The sequence below is a fragment of the Streptomyces polygonati genome (assembly GCF_042650325.1).
Lineage (GTDB): Bacteria > Actinomycetota > Actinomycetes > Streptomycetales > Streptomycetaceae > Actinacidiphila > Actinacidiphila polygonati.
Map to the genome: position 1 here is coordinate 340,029 of NZ_JBHSBB010000010.1, position 15,685 is coordinate 355,713.

Here is a 15,685-nt window from a genome sequence, read left to right on the forward strand (position 1 = left end):
GGCCTTGCGGTCAGAGCCAGCCCTTCTCGCGGGCGATGCCCACCGCCTCGGCGCGGTTGCGGGCGCCGGTCTTCTGGATCGCGGTGGACAGGTAGTTGCGCACCGTGCCCTCGGACAGCCGCAGCCGGCGCGCGATGTCGGCGTTCACCGAGCCGTCGGCGGCGGCCCTGAGCACCTCGCGCTCGCGCCCGGTCAGCGGATCGGCCCCCTCCGCCAGCGCGGCCGCCGCGAGCGTCGGATCGATCACCCGCTCCCCGCGCAGCACCCGCCGTACGGCATCGGCGAGTTGCGCCGCGGGCGCGTCCTTGACCAGGAACGCGTCCGCCCCCGACTCCATCGCCCGCCGCAGATACCCGGGCCGCCCGAAGGTGGTCACGATCACCACCTTCACCCCCGGCAGCGCCGCCCGCAGCTCCGCCGCCGCCTCGATCCCGGTCATCCCCGGCATCTCGATGTCCAGCACCGCCACATCCGGCCCACACCCCCGAGCCGCCCCCACCACCTCGTCCCCCCGCCCGACCTGCGCCACCACCTCGATGTCCGCCTCCAGCCCCAGCAGCGTCGCCAGCGCTTCCCGAACCATCGACTGATCATCAGCGAGCAGCACCCGCACAGCGCGGGCAGTCGACTCACCAGGGGTGTCGGTCATGGGGGCCAGCGTAGACACCGGCGTGCGCCTCCATTCGGCAGCGGACGGCTCCGGAGCCGGAAGAAGCACCCGTCGGTGTCATCGCCCGTCAGATGGCGAACTTCCATCCACCGTCCGGGGCGCGGAGAGAGCTCCCCTCCGGGTGGAGTTCCGCCTGGAGGGAGTGCAGGGGGAAGCAGCCGTGCTCCTCCCAGGTGCGTCGGACGCGTTCCAGGTCGTCCCACAGCCGGCGGGGGCCCCCTTGATGGACCAGGGGTCGTGAGCCGTCTTCGGCCCGCGCCCAAGAGCCGTCCGCTGCCAGCAGCCAGACCAGGCGACGACCGTCTTCCGGGTACGTTGCCGCCCGGGTCTCCACACCAGGCGTATCGAGCTCATACAGCCAGCGCAGCGGCCACTCCTGCCACAGATCGGGGACGGGGCCTTCGGGGAGCCGCACGTCCTCGCCCTCGCGTTCCTTGGCGGAGGCGAACACGTCGTTGAGTTTCGCCGGATAGTCGGCGGCCCGGCGCGCCTCCATGAATGTGGCCGGGTCAGGCTGGACACCGCCCCTCGCGATGCCGTCCGTTCCCATGTCCGCGCTGATCAGCAGAGCGGTGTACGCGATGGTCGTGACAAGCCGTCCGCCCGGACGGAGCGCACGGAGCCACGACGCAGGCACCGGACGGACCGAGACGGTCGCCATAATGCGGTCGTACGCGGAGCCGGGCAGTTCCCCGGTGGCATCGATGGCGTACAAGCTCGGGGTCCGGCCGAATCCGGCGAGGCGGGTGCGGGCCGCTTCCACGAGATAGGGGTCCACGTCCACGCTCGTCACGTTGTCGTCGCCCAGTTGTCGGGCGAAGAGCGCGGCCGAATATCCGGAACCGGTACCTACGTCCAACACCCGGTGTCCGTTCCTGGCGTCGAGCTGCCGCGCCATCGACACGATCAGCCCCGGCAGGGTGGACGACGAGGTGGGGTCGCCCATGGCCCGATCGCCCGTCCCGGCGTGATCGGCGTGGGCTGGACCGACGCGTGTGACGAGCGTCTCATCGGAATAGGCCGCCTGGAGCCGTACCGGGGAGTCGTCCGGCAGGTCGACCACATCCCATTCCCGCATGGGGCTGTCGGGTACCCGCTGCCACCAGCGGGGCACCAGAAGGTGCCGGGGGGTGTTGCTCACGGCGTCGTGCCACGCGGGAGCCTCGGCGGTCACCTTGTCGGCAAGCGCCTTCGCTGCCTCGGTCCACTCGGGCGCTACGGGCATGTGATCTCTCCTTGCAATGCGTCAGCCATGGCTTCAACCAACGGGACAACGGCCTTGACCGCGATCCAGTGCCATTGCCCGTTGGGGTTCACCTCGAAAAACACCCAGCGTCCGGCCGGTGTAACGGCGAAGTCCAGCGCGCCGAAGAACAAACCGAGTTCGTCCATGAGCCGGCGGACTCCATCCTCGACCTCCGGGGGGATGGCCACACGCTCATAGGTGAGCGACCGGTAATCGGTCCGCCAGTCGAGTTGTGCGGCGGCGCTTCCGGCATGGATGGCGACCGGGAACATGCGGTCGCCGATGACGGTCAGGCGGACCTCGTACGCCTTCTCCACGCGTTCTTGGAAGAGGTGGGCGGTTCCCGTCACCCCGTCGTCCATATCGTCCGCCGAGACCAGAAACCCGGGAGGAACTGCCGCTTTCCCCGAGGGCCGAGCACGCCGCCGCCGAGCCCCTTGTAGACCACGCGTTCGCCCCCGATGAACGCGCGGGCGTAATCGGGGTCGGAGGTGATCACGGAGCGGGGCACGTCCAGCGGCCACGGCAAGCTGTCTCGGCTTGTAGTTGGCCGCTGCATCGCTCGCCGGGTGGTTGATCCAGCGCACCGGGAGAGAACACAGCACCCCGAGCAGGCCGGACCGTGCTTCGGAGACGGCGAGCGCCCGGGCACGCCCCGGCCAACCGTCGGGAGTGACGAACTCATTGGGACGACGCCACCACACAGATTTCACTGTTTCGAGTCGAACGGTTCGGGAGCCGGTGAGGGAGCCCGCCCAGCCGTCCCCGGTGAGGCGGACGGCCAGACGGGACGCGGTGGGAAAGTCGGCCGTGTCGTACCGGACGACGGGTTCACCGCGTTTCACCAGCTCCTCAACCACGACATCGGCCGTCAGGTCGTCCCGACCGGTGAGGATGAGGATCGGCCGCATGTCAGAACAGGTCGGTTCCGCTGTCGGAGCCGGGTTCCTTGCCGTCCCCCCGCCGTCGTTCTTGTTGCGATCCCGCTTCGCGCTGTGATGGTTGAGGCGAAGCGGGAGATCGAGGTGTAGGCGATCCACGGTCGCACGCCGCGGCAGGAATGGGCACCGGCAGGGGCCCGGGGGGGCTCAGTAGAGGCGGGAGGGCGGGAAGTGGCAGAGGGCCCAGACGATTTTGCCGGGGCCGGGGTGGGTGGTGGTGCCCCAGTGGCCTGCGGTGATCGCGTCGATGATGGTCAGGCCGCGGCCGTGTTCGTCGGAGTCGGTCGCCGGGGTGGGGGTGGGGTGGGATTCGCCGCGGGCGTCGTGGACTTCGAGGCGGACCGCGGTGGGGAGGCGGGTGAAGCGGGTGCCGATGGAGCGGCCGGGGAGGGAGCCGTGTTTGAGGGCGTTGGCGAGGAGTTCGCCGAGGACGAGGCCGGCCGGGTCGTCCAGTTCGGGGAGGCGCCAGTCGGTGAGGCGGGCGGTGAGGGCGTGGCGGGCGCGGTGGACGCCACGCGGGGTGGCGGGCCAGAGGCGTTCGGGAGGTCGGTAGAGCGGTGGTTCGGTCGTACGGCGAACTGGCGACGGAGCCATGGCGGGACGCGTCGCCGTGTCCGCCACCCCCCGCCCGTCTTCGCTCGTCTCACGCATGTGCTGGCTCCGGACTTCGTTCTCTCCGTGATCGGATATTGACTTTCTGTACGCAAGACTGCCCTCCGAGCTCTACGATCAAAAGGGCTCGGTCATTGCTCTCTTTTCCGGCAAGGGCTCGCCTGCGCGCGGACCCGGGGCGACCCGTCCGCGCAGGTGGCACGCTCATACGCCGGACAGAGCGCGGCTGTTGTCCGAGCGTTCGACATGAGCGAAAGGGAGCGTACGTTCGATGATGAGCAACGGTGGTGACGGTGGACCCTCGGCACGTGGCGTGCTGCGGACGGAACTGACGCGACAGCGGGAACGCGCGGGGTGGACCTTCGCCCAACTCGCCGAGCGCTCCAAGTACGACGGCTCGTACCTGTTCCGGCTGGAAAACGGCGACCGGCTCGGCTCCATCGACGCCATCGGCGTCCTGGACCGGGTCTACGACACCGGTGAACTCCTCACCGACCTCTGGTGGTTGGCCAAACGGGAGGCCAAGGAAAGCCGGTATCACGGCTTCGCCGATCTGGAAGCGGAGGCGACCGGCATCCACGAGTTCAGCATCAGCACGGTCCCCGGCCTGCTCCAGACCCAGCGCTACGCGGAAGAACTCCTCCGCACGTACGGCAGCGACAATGACGAACTGCTGGCCGAGCAGGTGCTCGCCCGGATCAGCCGGCAGGAGCGTCTCACCGGGCCCAAGGCCCTGCACTACAGAGGGCTGCTGGACGAGTCGGTGATCCGGCGGGCGGCTCAGGATCCCGACGTATGGGCCGAGCAACTGGAGCGGCTGATCCACGCTGCCCGACAGCCCAACATCTCGCTGCAAGTCGTGCCGCTCCGGGCCGGGTTGCACAGGCTGCTCAGTAGTTCGCTGCAGTTGATGTGGCTTCCTACCGGGCGGACGGTCGTCTACGTTGAGAGCAGTTGGAGCGGTGAACTCGTTGAGGAAACGGAGGAGGTGGAATACCTCCGGCTGTCCTACGATCGACTCAGAGACTCCGCACTGACAGCGTCCGAGTCTCTTGGACTACTGCGAACCGCGCTGGAGGACCACACCTCATGCCCAACACCAGACCAGACCTGAGCGCCGCCCAGTGGCGCAAGTCGTCCTACAGCGGCGGCGCGGACCCGGACAGCTGTGTTGAGGTCGCCGACGGGTTCCCCGGTGTGGTTCCGGTCCGCGATTCCAAGGACCCGGGCGGCCCGGCGCTCACCTTCGGGGCGGACGCGTGGTCGGCGTTCGTGTCGGCGGTCCGCGGTGACGAGTTCCCCGCGGTCTGATCGGCGGACGCAGAACGGCTCCGCTGCCCTCTGACGGGTAGCGGAGCCGTTCGGGCTATGCGTCCTTCCGGGCGCGCAGGAAGACACCCGCCAGGACCGCGCCGGCCAGTACGACCGCCGCGTTGACCAGCACCGCCAGGCTCACGGCGTGGAGGATCACGGCCGGGTCGGTGGCACCGCCCGCCCGCGCGGTGACGACGGCGCTCATGATCGGCGTGCCCATGGTGATGCCGATCTGCTGGCTCATGGTGGCCATTCCGGTCGCCATGCCCTGCTCGGCGTCGGGCAGGCCCGAGGTCGCGGTCACCATGAAGCCGACGATGACCAGCATGTTGCCCACGCCGCCGACGAAGGTGGCGGTCAGCAGCAGCCACAGCCAGCTCCGGCTGTCGCCGAGGCCGACCAGCGCCACCGTGGCCGCCGCCTGGATCAGGCCGCCGGTCACCAGGGTCCCGGTGGTGCCGATCCTGCCGATCACCCGGGCCGCGCCGACACCGCCGGTGACGGTGCCCAGGCCCAGCACGCCGAAGGACAGTCCGGCCGCCAGCGGGGAGAAGCCGAGCACCTTCTGGAGGTAGAGCGTCATCAGGAAGACCAGCGAGGTCTCGGTGACGAAGGCGAGCAGCCCGGCCAGGTTTCCGACGACGACGGTCCGGCGCCGCAGGATGCGTACCGGCACCAATGGCTGGGGCGAGCCCTTCTCCACGAAGTAGAAGGCCGCCAGCAGCGCCACGCCCGCGAGCAGGCCGCCCAGTGCCCTGGTCGTACCGAAACCGTATTCGCCCGCCGTGGTCAGACCGTAGACCAGGGACAGCAGGCCCAGGGTCACGGCCAGCGCGCCCGGCAGGTCGAGCCGGGGGCGGGTCTCGTCGCGGCTCTCGGAGATCACGGTGGGGGCGATGATCAGGACGACCACCGCCACCGGCACATTGAGGAAGAACGACCAGCGCCAGCTGAGCAGATCGGTGAGCACTCCGCCGAGCACCGCGCCGGCGGTGAATCCGGCCGACATCAGGGCGCCGTTCAGCCCGAGGGCCCTGTCCCGCAGCGGCCCCTCGGGGAAGGACGAGGTGAGCAGCGACAGCCCGGCGGGGGTGACCGCGGCCGTCGCCAGGCCCTGCGCGACGCGGGCGGTCAGCAGCATCGCCGGGTCGACCGCGAGGCCGCCGACGAGCGAGGCCGCGCCCAGCACGGCGAGTCCGGCCAGGAAGAGCCGGCGCCGGCCGACGATGTCCGCGATCCGGCCGAACAGCAGGGTGAACCCCGCGGCGGCGAGCGCGAACGACGTCGCGATCCACTGGAGACCGCCCAAGGAGAAGCCGAGTCCCCTGCCGATCACCGGCAGCGCCACATTGAGGATCGAGAAGTCCACCGCGAGCATGAACTGTGCGACCAGCAGCACCACCAGGACCAGTCCGAGGCGACCGGTGAGGCGCCCGGACGTGGTCGGTGGCAGCGTCGCCGGCGGATCGTCGAGTGTCGGCATCGTCGGGCTCCCTCTCCTGTGCGGCCTTCGCAACGACTGCGACTCTGCGGTCAGCCGGGGAGCGCAGCCAGCCACCCGCGCCGCGTAGGCAGCGCGTGCGGCGGACCGCGGTTCCTACCACTGGCGGGGTGTGGCTGGGCTCCTGCGCCATCAGGGGGCCGGAGCGATACTGATCGGTATGGACACACCTGGGGAGCTCGGGGAATTCCTGCGGACCCGGCGTGCCCGGCTGCGGCCGGAGGACGTCGGACTGGTCTCGTACGGCGGCCGGCGGCGGGTGCCGGGGCTGCGGCGCGAGGAGTTGGCGCTGCTGGCCGGGGTGAGTGCCGCGTATTACGCCCGGCTGGAGCAGGGGCAGAGCGGCAACGCCTCCGAGACGGTGCTCGACGCGATCGCACGCGCCCTGCGGCTGAGCGACGACGAGAACGCCCACCTGCGCAACCTCGCCCGTCCCGGCCGGGCCGGGCGGCGCCCGCCGGAGCGTCCGGAATGCGCCCGGCCGGGCACCCGGCAGCTCATCGGGGCCATGGACGGTGTCCCGGCGATCGTGCTGGACCGGCGCAACGACGTGCTGGCCTGGAATCCCCTCGGGCACGCCCTCGTCGCCGGCCACCTGGACCTCACCGCGCCCGACCGGCCCGCCGAACGCCCCAACCTGCAACGGCTGCTGTTCCTCGACCCGCACACCCGCGAGCTCTATCCGCGCTGGGCGGAGGAGGCCAAGCGCGCGGTGTCCTCACTGCGCCTGGTGGCCGGGCGCTACTCCGACGATCGCCGACTGGCCGAGCTGATCGGCGAACTGCTCATGAAGAGCGAGGAGTTCGCGGCGCTGTGGCAGCGTCATCCGATACGTAACTGCGTATCCGGCACGAAGGCCTTCCACCATCCGCTGGTGGGGCCGATGGAACTCGCCTTCGAGACGCTGCACATGCCGGACGACTCCGGTCAACGGACCCTGATGTACAGCGCGGAGCCCGGCTCCCCCTCCGAAACCGGCCTGCGCCTGCTGCGCACACTGGTGGAATCCCGCCCGGCCGCCGCGCCCGCGGGCGCCCCCACCACGGCGGTACGCGCCGGGCGCTGAGTCAGTCGCGTCCGGCTCAGCCGGTGATCCGCATCAGGGCGAGCCGCTCGCCCGTCACCGTGAAGGCGAAGTCCGAAGGGCCGTTGAAGCCCTTCCCGCCGACCCGCGCGCTCACCGTGGTGACGTCCCCCTCGGTGCGTACGGCGGTGACGTCCAGCACCACCTGCTTGCCAATGAACTCGGCGTCGCTCCACTCGCGGATCGCGTCGTGCCCCCGGAACACCCGGCCCCAGTCGTCCACCGCGCCCTCGGCGGCGAAGGAGCGCAGGAAGCCCTCGATGTCACCGGCGTTGGCCGCCTCCAGCGCGGCGGCGACGGGGGTGGGGAGCGTGTCCGGGCTGGTCATGGTCTGCCGCCAATACGTAGGGGGTCGGGGCCTCGGCTGTCGTCTTGTACCGTCCGTCATACCGTCCCCGGCGGGCCTGGCCGCCGCCGACACGGCCGGGGCGTCAGTCGACCCCGCCGCCGGCGCCGTCCGCCCGCCAGCGGGCGCCGCGCACGCTGGGTTCGGTCCCTGACGGTACGTCGGCCTGGCGCGGTCCCGGGATCTCGCCGCCCCGGCGTACGTCGCGCATGACCACGATGTGCCGCCCGAGCAGGGCCGCGCCGAAGACCACGAAGCCGACGCCGATCAGCCAGGTCACCACCATCAGGACGGTGCCGACCGGGCCGTACGTCACCGCGTTGGAGGTGACCATCGGCGAGAAGATGCGCGCGGAGAAGATCCGCAGCCCGCCCAGCCCGGCCATGGTGAGCACCGCGCCCGGCAGCGAGGAGCGCAGATCGATGCTGTTGGTGAGCAGGAAGCGCTGGCCCCAGGCGAAGAAGCCGATGCCGAACAGCACGGTGAGGGCGATCCTGACCACGCTGGCGGACGTGCCGCTGCCCGTCACGGTGGCGCTCTGCGCCTCGCAGAAGAGATAGCCGGTCAGCACCGCGAGCCACACCGCGCGGCGCCACTCGCTGTGCCAGGGGCTGGCCGGCAGGTCCCAGATCTTGCGGTAGCCGGTCTCCACGCACGCCACGAAGGACAGCCCGAAGAAGGCCAGCGACGCCAGACTCCACGCGCCGGTCGTGCTCAGCACCTTGCGCGGCGCCGTGAACAGGCCGCGCACCGCCCCGGCGGGGTGCGGGGCGAGGCCCATGCCGTCCACCACCCACTGGGCGAAGCCGGCACCGTTGTGCCATGGGGTCGCCGCAGCCACCACCACCAGCAGCGGCATCAGCGTGACGAAGCCGAGTGCGGCGAAGCCCATGGAGCGGTGCATCAGTTCTATCTCGGCGCCTTGCTTCCACATACGCCCGATTGCGGACCGGGCCCAAGCCCTCCGCAGTCCCGCCATGGGTCAACCTTCCAGCCGCTTCTCCGCTGTGGATACCCGCCGAAGTCCCTCGCACGCAAGTCCGGGTGGCGCGGATCCGGCTATATCCCCTATGGCGCCCCGCACAGGGAACTCCGGCCGCCGCCCGGAGCATCACCCGGCAGAGCCCGCCGCCCACGTGAAGACCCCCAAACGCGTCCCGCCCGCCGATTCACCGGGATCGGGCGGGCCCGGGCGCATACGCTCCTGGCATGAAAGACAGTGACTTCGTGCGCCGGATCATCGGCATCCTCACCGAGGCCAAGCAGATGCAGACCCTGCTGGAGGAGAACCCCGACCGCGAGGACATCTCGGGGGACAACGTCCGGGCCCTGCTCAACGAGACGATGCCGACCATCGAGCTGCCGGTGGACGCGAGCCCGGCCGAGCTGGGCGAGGCGCTGAGCCTCCAGCTCAGTCCGGTGATCGAACGCCTCACCGGCGCCTTCTCGTTGATCTTCCTCCAGCTCGCCGACGTCCATGACGCGGGGCGTACCGACGTCACGGCGGCGGACGTGCTCCAGGACCTGGCGCTGCGCGCCGACGCGCTCTGGCCGGGGGACGACAGCGTGTAGGAGGGCTCAGCCCCGCTGCCACCAGCGGCGCGTGCGCGGCGGGGTGAGGGAGTGGATCGCGGGGCGGAGCAGGTCGAAGGTGACGACGATGCCGCGGTCGCCGGCCGCGGGGTCGGCGCCCTCCTCGGCGTCCGAGCCGTCCCCGGCGGGCAGGACCAGGCCGAGGCAGACCAGCTTCACCTGCTCGTCGGGCATGGGGAGGGCGGCGAAGACGGGGGCGCCGTCGAAGCCCACCGGCAGCGGTCCCGACCAGCGGACCGGAGCGTCGGGGGCGGGGCGGGTGACGGCGCCGTGCAGCAGGGTCTGCGGGCGCTCCGGGGTCTTGCTCTCGGGGTGGTGCACGACCTCGTGGCCCAGCAGATAGCCGGGGAGCGGCTCGGGGCCGAGCAGGGCGATGTCCTCCGGCCGGGCGGCCAGGCCGGAGGTGATCTCGTCGGTGGTCCAGCGCCAGGCCTTGCGCTCCGCGTGGATGTGCAGGTCGGTGGTGGGCATGGCCGCGACACCGAGGTCGCCGAGCGCGGTCCACTTCTTGACGAAGCCGGGCAGGACCAGCTCGTCGGCGGGCAGCTCCGGCTCGGCCAGACCCTCGCGGAGGGTGAACTGGCCGATGTCGTAACGGGTGCGGCGGTCGGCGGTGACCAGATACTGCCGGATCACCTCGCGCTCGGCGCCGGACTCGACCAGGTCGTTGTACCAGAAGGCGGTCCCGAAGCTGCGGTCCGCGCGCGCCGCCTGGAAGGGCAGGGTGGCGCGGCCGGCCACATTCAGCACGGCGGTCTCGATCAAGCTCTCGGGAGCGGGAGTCTCAGGCACGTCCCGGACCTTACTACCCGGTCCCCCGCGACCGGCGTCCGCCCGCGCCGGGGTCCCACGCACGTACCAGCGGGACATGTACGCCGCGCGGGCCCGGGGTCCCGGGCGAGGGTCGGGGCCGGCGTCTAGCCCTGTCCCCCGGCCGCTCCGGCGGCCTCCGCCGCCACCCACTCGGCGTCCAGCGGCACTGTCGCGGTCAGCCGGAAGCCGCCGTCCCCGGCCCGCTCGGTGCGCAGGCTGCCGCCCGCCACGATCAGCCGTTCGGTCAGGCCGGTGAGGCCGTTGCCCGCGCGGTGGTCGGCGGCCGGGCCGCGGCCGTCGTCGGAGACGGTCAGCCGGGCCGTACCGCCCGCCGTGTCCAGGGCGACCACACAGGTCCGCGCCGCGCTGTGCCGTACGACATTGGTCACCGCCTCCCGCAGCGCCCAGGCCAGCGCTCCCTCGCCTATCGGCGCCAGGCCCGGTACCCGCTCGACGGTGTGCAGCCGGGCCGAGATCCCGGCCGAGGCCAGCACAGCGCGGGCGGCGGCGAGTTCGGCGGCCAGGGTGGGCCGGCGGTAGCCGCTGACCGCCTCGCGGACGTCGACCAGGGCCTGCCGGCTGACCCGCTCGATGTCCGCGACCTGCTGGGCGGCGTCGTCGGGGCGGTCCGGCAGCATCCGGCCGGCCAGCTCGCTCTTGAGGGTGATCAGGGAGAGCGAGTGGCCGAGCAGGTCGTGCAGGTCGCGGGCCAGTCGCAGCCGCTCCTCGGTGGTCGCCAGATGCGCGACCGTCTCCCGTGCCTCCCGCAACTCCGCCATGGTGCTGATCAGCTGCTTGATGCCGACCATGGCGAAGCCGCCGAGCAGCGAGGGGATGATCAGCGCCGGGTACAGCTCCCGGCCGCTGTCCACCCAGGCCCCGACCCCGGCCAGCAGCGCGGTGACCCCGGGCACCGCCCACCGCGACCGCGCGGGCGGCAGCGTGGCCCCGCAGGCCACCGTGACGTACACGAACAGGACCAGCCAGCTCGCGCCGAGGGTGGCGGACAGCAGCACGGACAGGGCGGCCAGCCCGGCCAGCACCCGGTAGATCCAGCGTTCGGGCCGCGGCGGGGTGTTGGTGCGGAAGAAGACCAGCGTGAGGTAGGTGACGACGAAGACGGTCAGGCCGGCCGCGGCCGCCGCGGTCACGGCGGCCGAGTGGCCGCCGCCGGTCAGATCGCTGACCGGCGCGCCGAGGTAGAGCAGCCAGATACCGATCCACAGCAGCTTGACCAGCGCCTGGCGGCGGCCGTCCGGGGCCCGGCCGATCGGGATGTCGTCAGCCCCTCGATCACGCATCCGCTCACGCCTTCCGGGTGTCCTTGCGGTAGAGCCACGCCGCGACGCCCGCGAACAGCAGCAGATAGACCACCAGCACGGTGACGTCCTTCGCGTGCGGCGCGTCGCCGAACTCGATGGACTGGCCCAGCGCCGCGTACGGCCGCCCGGGCAGATAGTCGGCCAGCGTCTGCAGCCAGCCGGGGAAGACGGTGAACGGCACCCACAGGCCGCCCAGCATCGCCAGCACGAAGTAGCAGAGCATCGAGATCGGCCGGGCCACATCGGCGGTGGACACATACCCGATGGCCACCCCGAGCGCCGCGAAGACCAGGCTGCCCGCCCAGATGGAGAAGGCGAGCGCGAGCCACTGCCAGGCGTCCAGCCGTACGCCCTTCACCGCCGCGCCCAGCACCAGCACGATCACGATCGAGGGCAGGCTGACGGTGGCGGCGGAGGCGATCTTGGCGACGACATAGCCGCGGCCGGGCAGCGCGGTCAGCCGCAGCTGGCGCACCCAGCCCTTCTCCCGCTCGCGGGCGATCCGCTCGGCGTTGCCCATCAGCACCGAGGTCATCGCGCCGAAGGCGGCCATCCCGACCATGTAGTACGAGATGTAGGTGACGTCCAGGCCGCTGATCCTGGTGGTCTTGTCGGCGCCGGCCGTGATGAGCAGGAAGAGCAGCCCCGGGTAGAGCACCGAGAAGAACATGAACTTGCGGTTCCGCAGGGTGCGGACGATCTCCAGCCGGATCAGCGTCTTCATCGGGTCTGCGCCTCCTCGGCGGTCGCGGCGTCGGTGATGGCGAGGAAGGCCTGCTCCAGGCCGAGGCCGGAGACCTCCAGATTGCGGGGGTACAGACCGAGGGCGTAGACGGCGTGCACGGTCGCGTCCGCGTCGTCCGAGCGGATGCGGACGGTCGGCCCGGTGAGGTCCAGGCCCACCAGGTGCGGCAGCGCCCGCAGCGCGTCCTCGTCGACGGGCCCTTCGAGGTCGAAGGTGATCCGGCGGGCGCCGGCCTTGGCCTTGATCTCGGCGGCGGTGCCGTCGGCGATGAGGCGGCCGTGGTGCATGACGAGGACGCGGTCCGCGATGGCGTCGGCCTCCTCCAGGTAGTGGGTGGCGAACAGCACGGTCCTGCCCTGCTCGACCTGGGCGCGCATGGTGGCCCAGAACGCCTGCCGGGCGCTGACGTCCATGCCGGTGGTCGGCTCGTCCAGCACGATCAGGTCGTTGGCGCCGGCGGTGGCGAGCGCGAACCGCACCCGCTGCTCCTGGCCGCCGGACAGCTTGTTGACCTTGCGGTCCTTGATGTCGGTGATCTCGGCGGCCGCCAGCACCTGCGGCACCGGGTACGCCCGGGGGTGCAGATCGCAGGCCAGGCTCACCAGTTCGCGCACGGTGACCTCTTCCATCAGACCACCGCTCTGCAGCATCGCGCCGACCCGGCCGGCCGCGATGGCCTGGGCGGGTGTGGTGCCGAACAGCCGTACCGCGCCGTTGTCGGCGTTCCGCAGGCCGAGCAGCAGATCCAGCGCGGTGGACTTGCCCGCGCCGTTGGGCCCGAGCAGTGCCACCGTCTCGCCCGGATGGAGCGTCAGGCTCAGATCGGCCACCGCCCGCACGGCGCCGAAACTCTTGTTCACCCCGGTGAAGCTCACAACGGGCTCGCCCGGGTCGGCGGCTCCCCCGGGTCCGGTGATCCTCGCGGCTGCTGTTTCCGTCATGGCATCAGCTTCCCGCGCCGCCGGGGACGGGGTCAGTGCCGGGAATCGTATCTTCGGCATGACAGATGTCATACGGCGGCGGTACGGGACCGGTCGGGGTCCGGGACCGGCCGTCCGGGACCGGCCGTCGCGCCGGTCCCGGATCGGCCGGCTAGCCGACCACGCCGGGGAGGGTGACCGTCTTCTGCGAGGTGGAGGTGACGTCGAGGCCGGACAGGAGAGCGCCGGCCACGTCCTGCGGGGTGACGGCGGTCTTGCTGCCGTCGGGGCGCTTGACCAGGACGCCGTTGAAAGTGCCGCCGTAGAGGGTCTTGAGGGCGGTGAGGTCGATGTGCGGCTGGAGGTGGCCGGCGTCGTCCGGGAGCATCGTCAGCACCTTCGGCAGGGACACGGTGGGGCCGAAGAGGATCTCGTGCGCGGCGTCGGCGCGCACCAGCACCGTGTGGGACATGGCGTGCTCGGCGAAGCCGTTGACCGCCTTGTCCAGCTCGGCCTGGGTGACCTTGGGCTGGAGAGTGGTGACGGCCAGGTCGATCGGGGTGTTGGCCCCGGTCTCGGCGCGGACGTGGTAGGCGGCTGCGACCTGATTGGCGGCGGCGTCCACGTCGAAGGAGGTGCCGGCCTTGCCGGCGACCGGCACGATCTTGTTCGGCTCGAAGCGGATCATGCCGTCGGTGGCGGTGCTGTTCTTGCCGGCCACGACCTTGAGGGCCGCCTTGAGCTTGTCCTCGTCGACCAATATCACGGGGGTCGCCGGGCGCGTACTGCCGAACAGGGACCGGATCACGGACTCCGGGTTGTAGTCGGAGTGCGCGACCGCGCGGACGGTGGCGTCGGCGTCGAAGGACAGGCCGGCCACGGACGGCTTGAGGGTCGTCTTCTTGCCGCCGATGGTCAGGATCAGCGGCGCCGTCGTCCGGTCGCCGAGCGCCTGGTTGAGCGACTTGCCGGCCTGGTCGGTGCTCTCGTTGCCGATGTCGACGCCGAGGACGGTGGTGCCCTTGGGGACGTCGGCGTGGTTCATCAGCAGCCCCGCGCCGTAGGCCAGTACGAGGACGCCGCCGACCGCCACGCCGAGCAGGACGACCTTGGAGCGGGGCTTCTTCTTCGGGCGGGCCGCCGCGGGCGGCTTGGGCGCCGCCGAGGACGCTGCGGCGGCGGGCCCGGTGGTGGCGTTCGAGGCAGCGGCGGGGGCGGGGACCGGCGCCGGGACGGGCACGGGCTCGGGCACCGGGACCGAGCGGGGGCCGGGCGCGGCCGGGCGGGGGGCGCCCGGGCTGGACGGCACCACGGGGATGCCGCTGACCAGGGTGTCCCCGAGCCGGTCGTCGGGCGGCGGTACGGGTGTCGGACGCACCGGCGGGCGCAAGCCGCTGGGGCCGACCGGGGGCACCGGCATCGAACCGGTGACCGGGCCGGTGGTGGGACCGGCGGGCGGCTGGTAGCCGGGGAAGGGCTCGTCGGTGAGAGGGCCGGCGGGACCACCGGCGGGGTTCAGGGGGTTGGCCGGGTTCCCCGCGCCCGGCGGGGCGAAGGTCCCGGCGGTGTCGTACGGCCGCGCTCCCGGGTCCTCACCGGTGTACGGGTCGCTCGGCCGCGGTACGCCGGGCGGGAAGCCCTCGGTGCCGCCGGCGAACGGGGACTCGAAGCCGCCCGGCGGGGTGTCGTGCCCGCCGCGGACTCCGGAGTCCGGGACCTGCGGCCGGAAGAAGCCGTTGCCGGCCGGGGCGTTCGGGTCGCCGGGCGGCGCGGGGTGCGAGCCGGTGTCGTAGTCCGCGTAGGGGTCGGCGCTCGGCAGCTCCCCGTACGGGCCGGTGAGGGGCGGGCCGGTGGGGACGGGCCCGGGGAAGGCGTCCGCCCCTGAGCCGGCGCCGTAGGGCGTCTGCGGGCCGGGGAAGGGTACGTTCCCGCCGTTCGCGCCGTTCCCGCCGAGTTCGCCGCTCCGGCCGCCGAAGCCGGGGCCGGGGCCCTGGGCGGGACCGGGGCCGGCTCCCGGGCCGCCCGGGCCGGCGGCGCTTCCGCGACCGGCCGGGCCCGGCGAGGGCGCGGCGGGCGGTGCGGCGGCCGGCGGGTTGGCGACCGGCTTGCGCGGGGCGAACCAGTCGGAGGTCTTCTCCGGGCCGGGCTCCGCGTCGGCCGCCGCGGCTGCTGCGGCGGCGTTCGCGGTGTCCTGCTCGGCGGCCTCGGCCGCGGCGGACGCCGCCGCGCCCTCGTCCACCGTGGTGCGGACCACGACCGGCGGGATCGGGCGGGAGCCCGGGATGTTGATCCGGATGCGGGTGGTCAGCGTGGTCTCGGTCTTGGGCTCGCCGGCGGCCGGCTCGGCCGGCTGCTCGGCGGCCACGGGAGTGTCACCGGGCGCCGGGGCGTTCGCGGGACGTGTCCGCTCCTGCGGGTGCAGGGACGGAAACGGGCGGGTGCCGTAGGGCGGGGTCCCCGAGGGGTACGCGGGTCCACCGCGCCCCTGGGATCCGGAGGACGAACTGTCAGTGTCACGGCTCAAAGCAGGCTCTCCCGGTTAGCTACGCCACCCGTCACGGCTCTCCGCGGGCGGCTC

At 72.2% G+C, this 15,685-nt stretch carries 16 protein-coding genes; 4 read left to right on the forward strand and 12 right to left on the reverse strand.

Annotated elements, in window-relative coordinates:
• Positions 1 to 10 precede the first annotated feature (10 nt).
• The 4 genes from ACFO3J_RS14150 to ACFO3J_RS14165 form a co-directional block, all read right to left on the reverse strand.
• Positions 11 to 649 (reverse strand): response regulator transcription factor, encoded by a 639-nt coding sequence (locus ACFO3J_RS14150; RefSeq protein WP_386429690.1) that lies wholly within the window; start codon positions 647 to 649, stop codon positions 11 to 13.
• 88 nt (positions 650 to 737) lie between these two features.
• Complete coding sequence (locus ACFO3J_RS14155; RefSeq protein WP_386429692.1) at positions 738 to 1,895, reverse strand: methyltransferase domain-containing protein; 1,158 nt, start codon at positions 1,893 to 1,895, stop codon at positions 738 to 740.
• Complete coding sequence (locus tag ACFO3J_RS14160) at positions 1,886 to 2,827, reverse strand: MvdC/MvdD family ATP grasp protein (protein ID WP_386429694.1); 942 nt, start codon at positions 2,825 to 2,827, stop codon at positions 1,886 to 1,888. The genes ACFO3J_RS14155 and ACFO3J_RS14160 overlap by 10 nt, the downstream gene beginning before the upstream one ends.
• Positions 2,828 to 3,004: 177 nt before the next feature.
• On the reverse strand, positions 3,005 to 3,508 hold the full coding sequence (locus ACFO3J_RS14165; protein ID WP_386429696.1) for an ATP-binding protein: 504 nt from the start codon (positions 3,506 to 3,508) through the stop codon (positions 3,005 to 3,007).
• Positions 3,509 to 3,740: 232 nt separating this feature from the next.
• Between ACFO3J_RS14165 and ACFO3J_RS14170 the strand changes: the two genes are divergently transcribed.
• A complete protein-coding gene (locus ACFO3J_RS14170) occupies positions 3,741 to 4,583 on the forward strand; it encodes a helix-turn-helix domain-containing protein (protein ID WP_386429698.1) in 843 nt (280 codons plus the stop codon).
• Positions 4,559 to 4,780, forward strand: a complete 222-nt coding sequence (locus ACFO3J_RS14175; protein WP_386429700.1) for a DUF397 domain-containing protein — start codon at positions 4,559 to 4,561, stop codon at positions 4,778 to 4,780. The genes ACFO3J_RS14170 and ACFO3J_RS14175 overlap by 25 nt, the downstream gene beginning before the upstream one ends.
• A gap of 55 nt (positions 4,781 to 4,835) precedes the next feature.
• Here ACFO3J_RS14175 and ACFO3J_RS14180 read toward each other — a convergent pair whose 3' ends face one another.
• Positions 4,836 to 6,266, reverse strand: a complete 1,431-nt coding sequence (locus ACFO3J_RS14180) for an MFS transporter (RefSeq protein ID WP_386429702.1) — start codon at positions 6,264 to 6,266, stop codon at positions 4,836 to 4,838.
• Between the two features lie 178 nt (positions 6,267 to 6,444).
• On the opposite strand from ACFO3J_RS14180, the gene ACFO3J_RS14185 reads away from it, so the two are divergent.
• Positions 6,445 to 7,350, forward strand: a complete 906-nt coding sequence (locus ACFO3J_RS14185) for a helix-turn-helix domain-containing protein (protein ID WP_386429703.1) — start codon at positions 6,445 to 6,447, stop codon at positions 7,348 to 7,350.
• 16 nt (positions 7,351 to 7,366) lie between these two features.
• On the opposite strand, the gene ACFO3J_RS14190 is transcribed toward ACFO3J_RS14185, so the two are convergent.
• Together ACFO3J_RS14190 and ACFO3J_RS14195 are read right to left on the reverse strand one after the other, a co-directional pair.
• Positions 7,367 to 7,696 (reverse strand): nuclear transport factor 2 family protein, encoded by a 330-nt coding sequence (locus ACFO3J_RS14190; protein WP_386429705.1) that lies wholly within the window; start codon positions 7,694 to 7,696, stop codon positions 7,367 to 7,369.
• Between the two features lie 103 nt (positions 7,697 to 7,799).
• Positions 7,800 to 8,648, reverse strand: coding sequence for a YhjD/YihY/BrkB family envelope integrity protein (locus ACFO3J_RS14195; protein WP_386429707.1), 849 nt, complete (start codon positions 8,646 to 8,648; stop codon positions 7,800 to 7,802).
• Positions 8,649 to 8,923: 275 nt separating this feature from the next.
• On the opposite strand from ACFO3J_RS14195, the gene ACFO3J_RS14200 reads away from it, so the two are divergent.
• Positions 8,924 to 9,286: a hypothetical protein gene (locus ACFO3J_RS14200; protein WP_386429709.1), complete on the forward strand. Its 363-nt coding sequence runs from the start codon at positions 8,924 to 8,926 to the stop codon at positions 9,284 to 9,286.
• 6 nt (positions 9,287 to 9,292) lie between these two features.
• On the opposite strand, the gene ACFO3J_RS14205 is transcribed toward ACFO3J_RS14200, so the two are convergent.
• The 5 genes from ACFO3J_RS14205 to ACFO3J_RS14225 form a co-directional block, all read right to left on the reverse strand.
• Positions 9,293 to 10,099 (reverse strand): hypothetical protein, encoded by an 807-nt coding sequence (locus ACFO3J_RS14205; protein ID WP_386429711.1) that lies wholly within the window; start codon positions 10,097 to 10,099, stop codon positions 9,293 to 9,295.
• Between the two features lie 125 nt (positions 10,100 to 10,224).
• Positions 10,225 to 11,421, reverse strand: a complete 1,197-nt coding sequence (locus ACFO3J_RS14210; protein WP_386429712.1) for a sensor histidine kinase — start codon at positions 11,419 to 11,421, stop codon at positions 10,225 to 10,227.
• 4 nt (positions 11,422 to 11,425) lie between these two features.
• Positions 11,426 to 12,166 carry an ABC transporter permease gene (locus tag ACFO3J_RS14215; RefSeq protein WP_386429714.1) on the reverse strand — a complete coding sequence of 247 codons (741 nt, stop codon included), beginning with the start codon at positions 12,164 to 12,166 and terminating at the stop codon, positions 11,426 to 11,428.
• Entirely contained in the window at positions 12,163 to 13,128 is a 966-nt protein-coding gene (locus tag ACFO3J_RS14220; RefSeq protein ID WP_386429716.1) for an ABC transporter ATP-binding protein, read from the reverse strand. Before ACFO3J_RS14220 ends, ACFO3J_RS14215 begins: the two co-directional genes overlap by 4 nt.
• A 151-nt stretch (positions 13,129 to 13,279) precedes the next feature.
• The gene (locus ACFO3J_RS14225; protein WP_386429718.1) at positions 13,280 to 15,472 is read right to left on the reverse strand and encodes a hypothetical protein; all 2,193 of its coding nucleotides are present in this window, start codon (positions 15,470 to 15,472) and stop codon (positions 13,280 to 13,282) included.
• Positions 15,473 to 15,685: the final 213 nt, after the last annotated feature.

Excerpts from the sequence above, each read along its gene's own strand:
- ACFO3J_RS14150 (WP_386429690.1), bottom strand. The coding sequence starts at position 649 with ATGACCGACACCCCTGGTGAGTCGACTGCCCGCGCTGTGCGGGTGCTG.
- ACFO3J_RS14155 (WP_386429692.1), bottom strand. The coding sequence starts at position 1,895 with ATGCCCGTAGCGCCCGAGTGGACCGAGGCAGCGAAGGCGCTTGCCGAC.
- ACFO3J_RS14160 (WP_386429694.1), bottom strand. The coding sequence starts at position 2,827 with ATGCGGCCGATCCTCATCCTCACCGGTCGGGACGACCTGACGGCCGAT.
- ACFO3J_RS14165 (WP_386429696.1), bottom strand. The coding sequence starts at position 3,508 with ATGCGTGAGACGAGCGAAGACGGGCGGGGGGTGGCGGACACGGCGACG.
- ACFO3J_RS14170 (WP_386429698.1), top strand. The coding sequence starts at position 3,741 with ATGATGAGCAACGGTGGTGACGGTGGACCCTCGGCACGTGGCGTGCTG.
- ACFO3J_RS14175 (WP_386429700.1), top strand. The coding sequence starts at position 4,559 with ATGCCCAACACCAGACCAGACCTGAGCGCCGCCCAGTGGCGCAAGTCG.
- ACFO3J_RS14180 (WP_386429702.1), bottom strand. The coding sequence starts at position 6,266 with ATGCCGACACTCGACGATCCGCCGGCGACGCTGCCACCGACCACGTCC.
- ACFO3J_RS14185 (WP_386429703.1), top strand. The coding sequence starts at position 6,445 with ATGGACACACCTGGGGAGCTCGGGGAATTCCTGCGGACCCGGCGTGCC.
- ACFO3J_RS14190 (WP_386429705.1), bottom strand. The coding sequence starts at position 7,696 with ATGACCAGCCCGGACACGCTCCCCACCCCCGTCGCCGCCGCGCTGGAG.
- ACFO3J_RS14195 (WP_386429707.1), bottom strand. The coding sequence starts at position 8,648 with ATGTGGAAGCAAGGCGCCGAGATAGAACTGATGCACCGCTCCATGGGC.
- ACFO3J_RS14200 (WP_386429709.1), top strand. The coding sequence starts at position 8,924 with ATGAAAGACAGTGACTTCGTGCGCCGGATCATCGGCATCCTCACCGAG.
- ACFO3J_RS14210 (WP_386429712.1), bottom strand. The coding sequence starts at position 11,421 with ATGCGTGATCGAGGGGCTGACGACATCCCGATCGGCCGGGCCCCGGAC.
- ACFO3J_RS14215 (WP_386429714.1), bottom strand. The coding sequence starts at position 12,166 with ATGAAGACGCTGATCCGGCTGGAGATCGTCCGCACCCTGCGGAACCGC.
- ACFO3J_RS14220 (WP_386429716.1), bottom strand. The coding sequence starts at position 13,128 with ATGACGGAAACAGCAGCCGCGAGGATCACCGGACCCGGGGGAGCCGCC.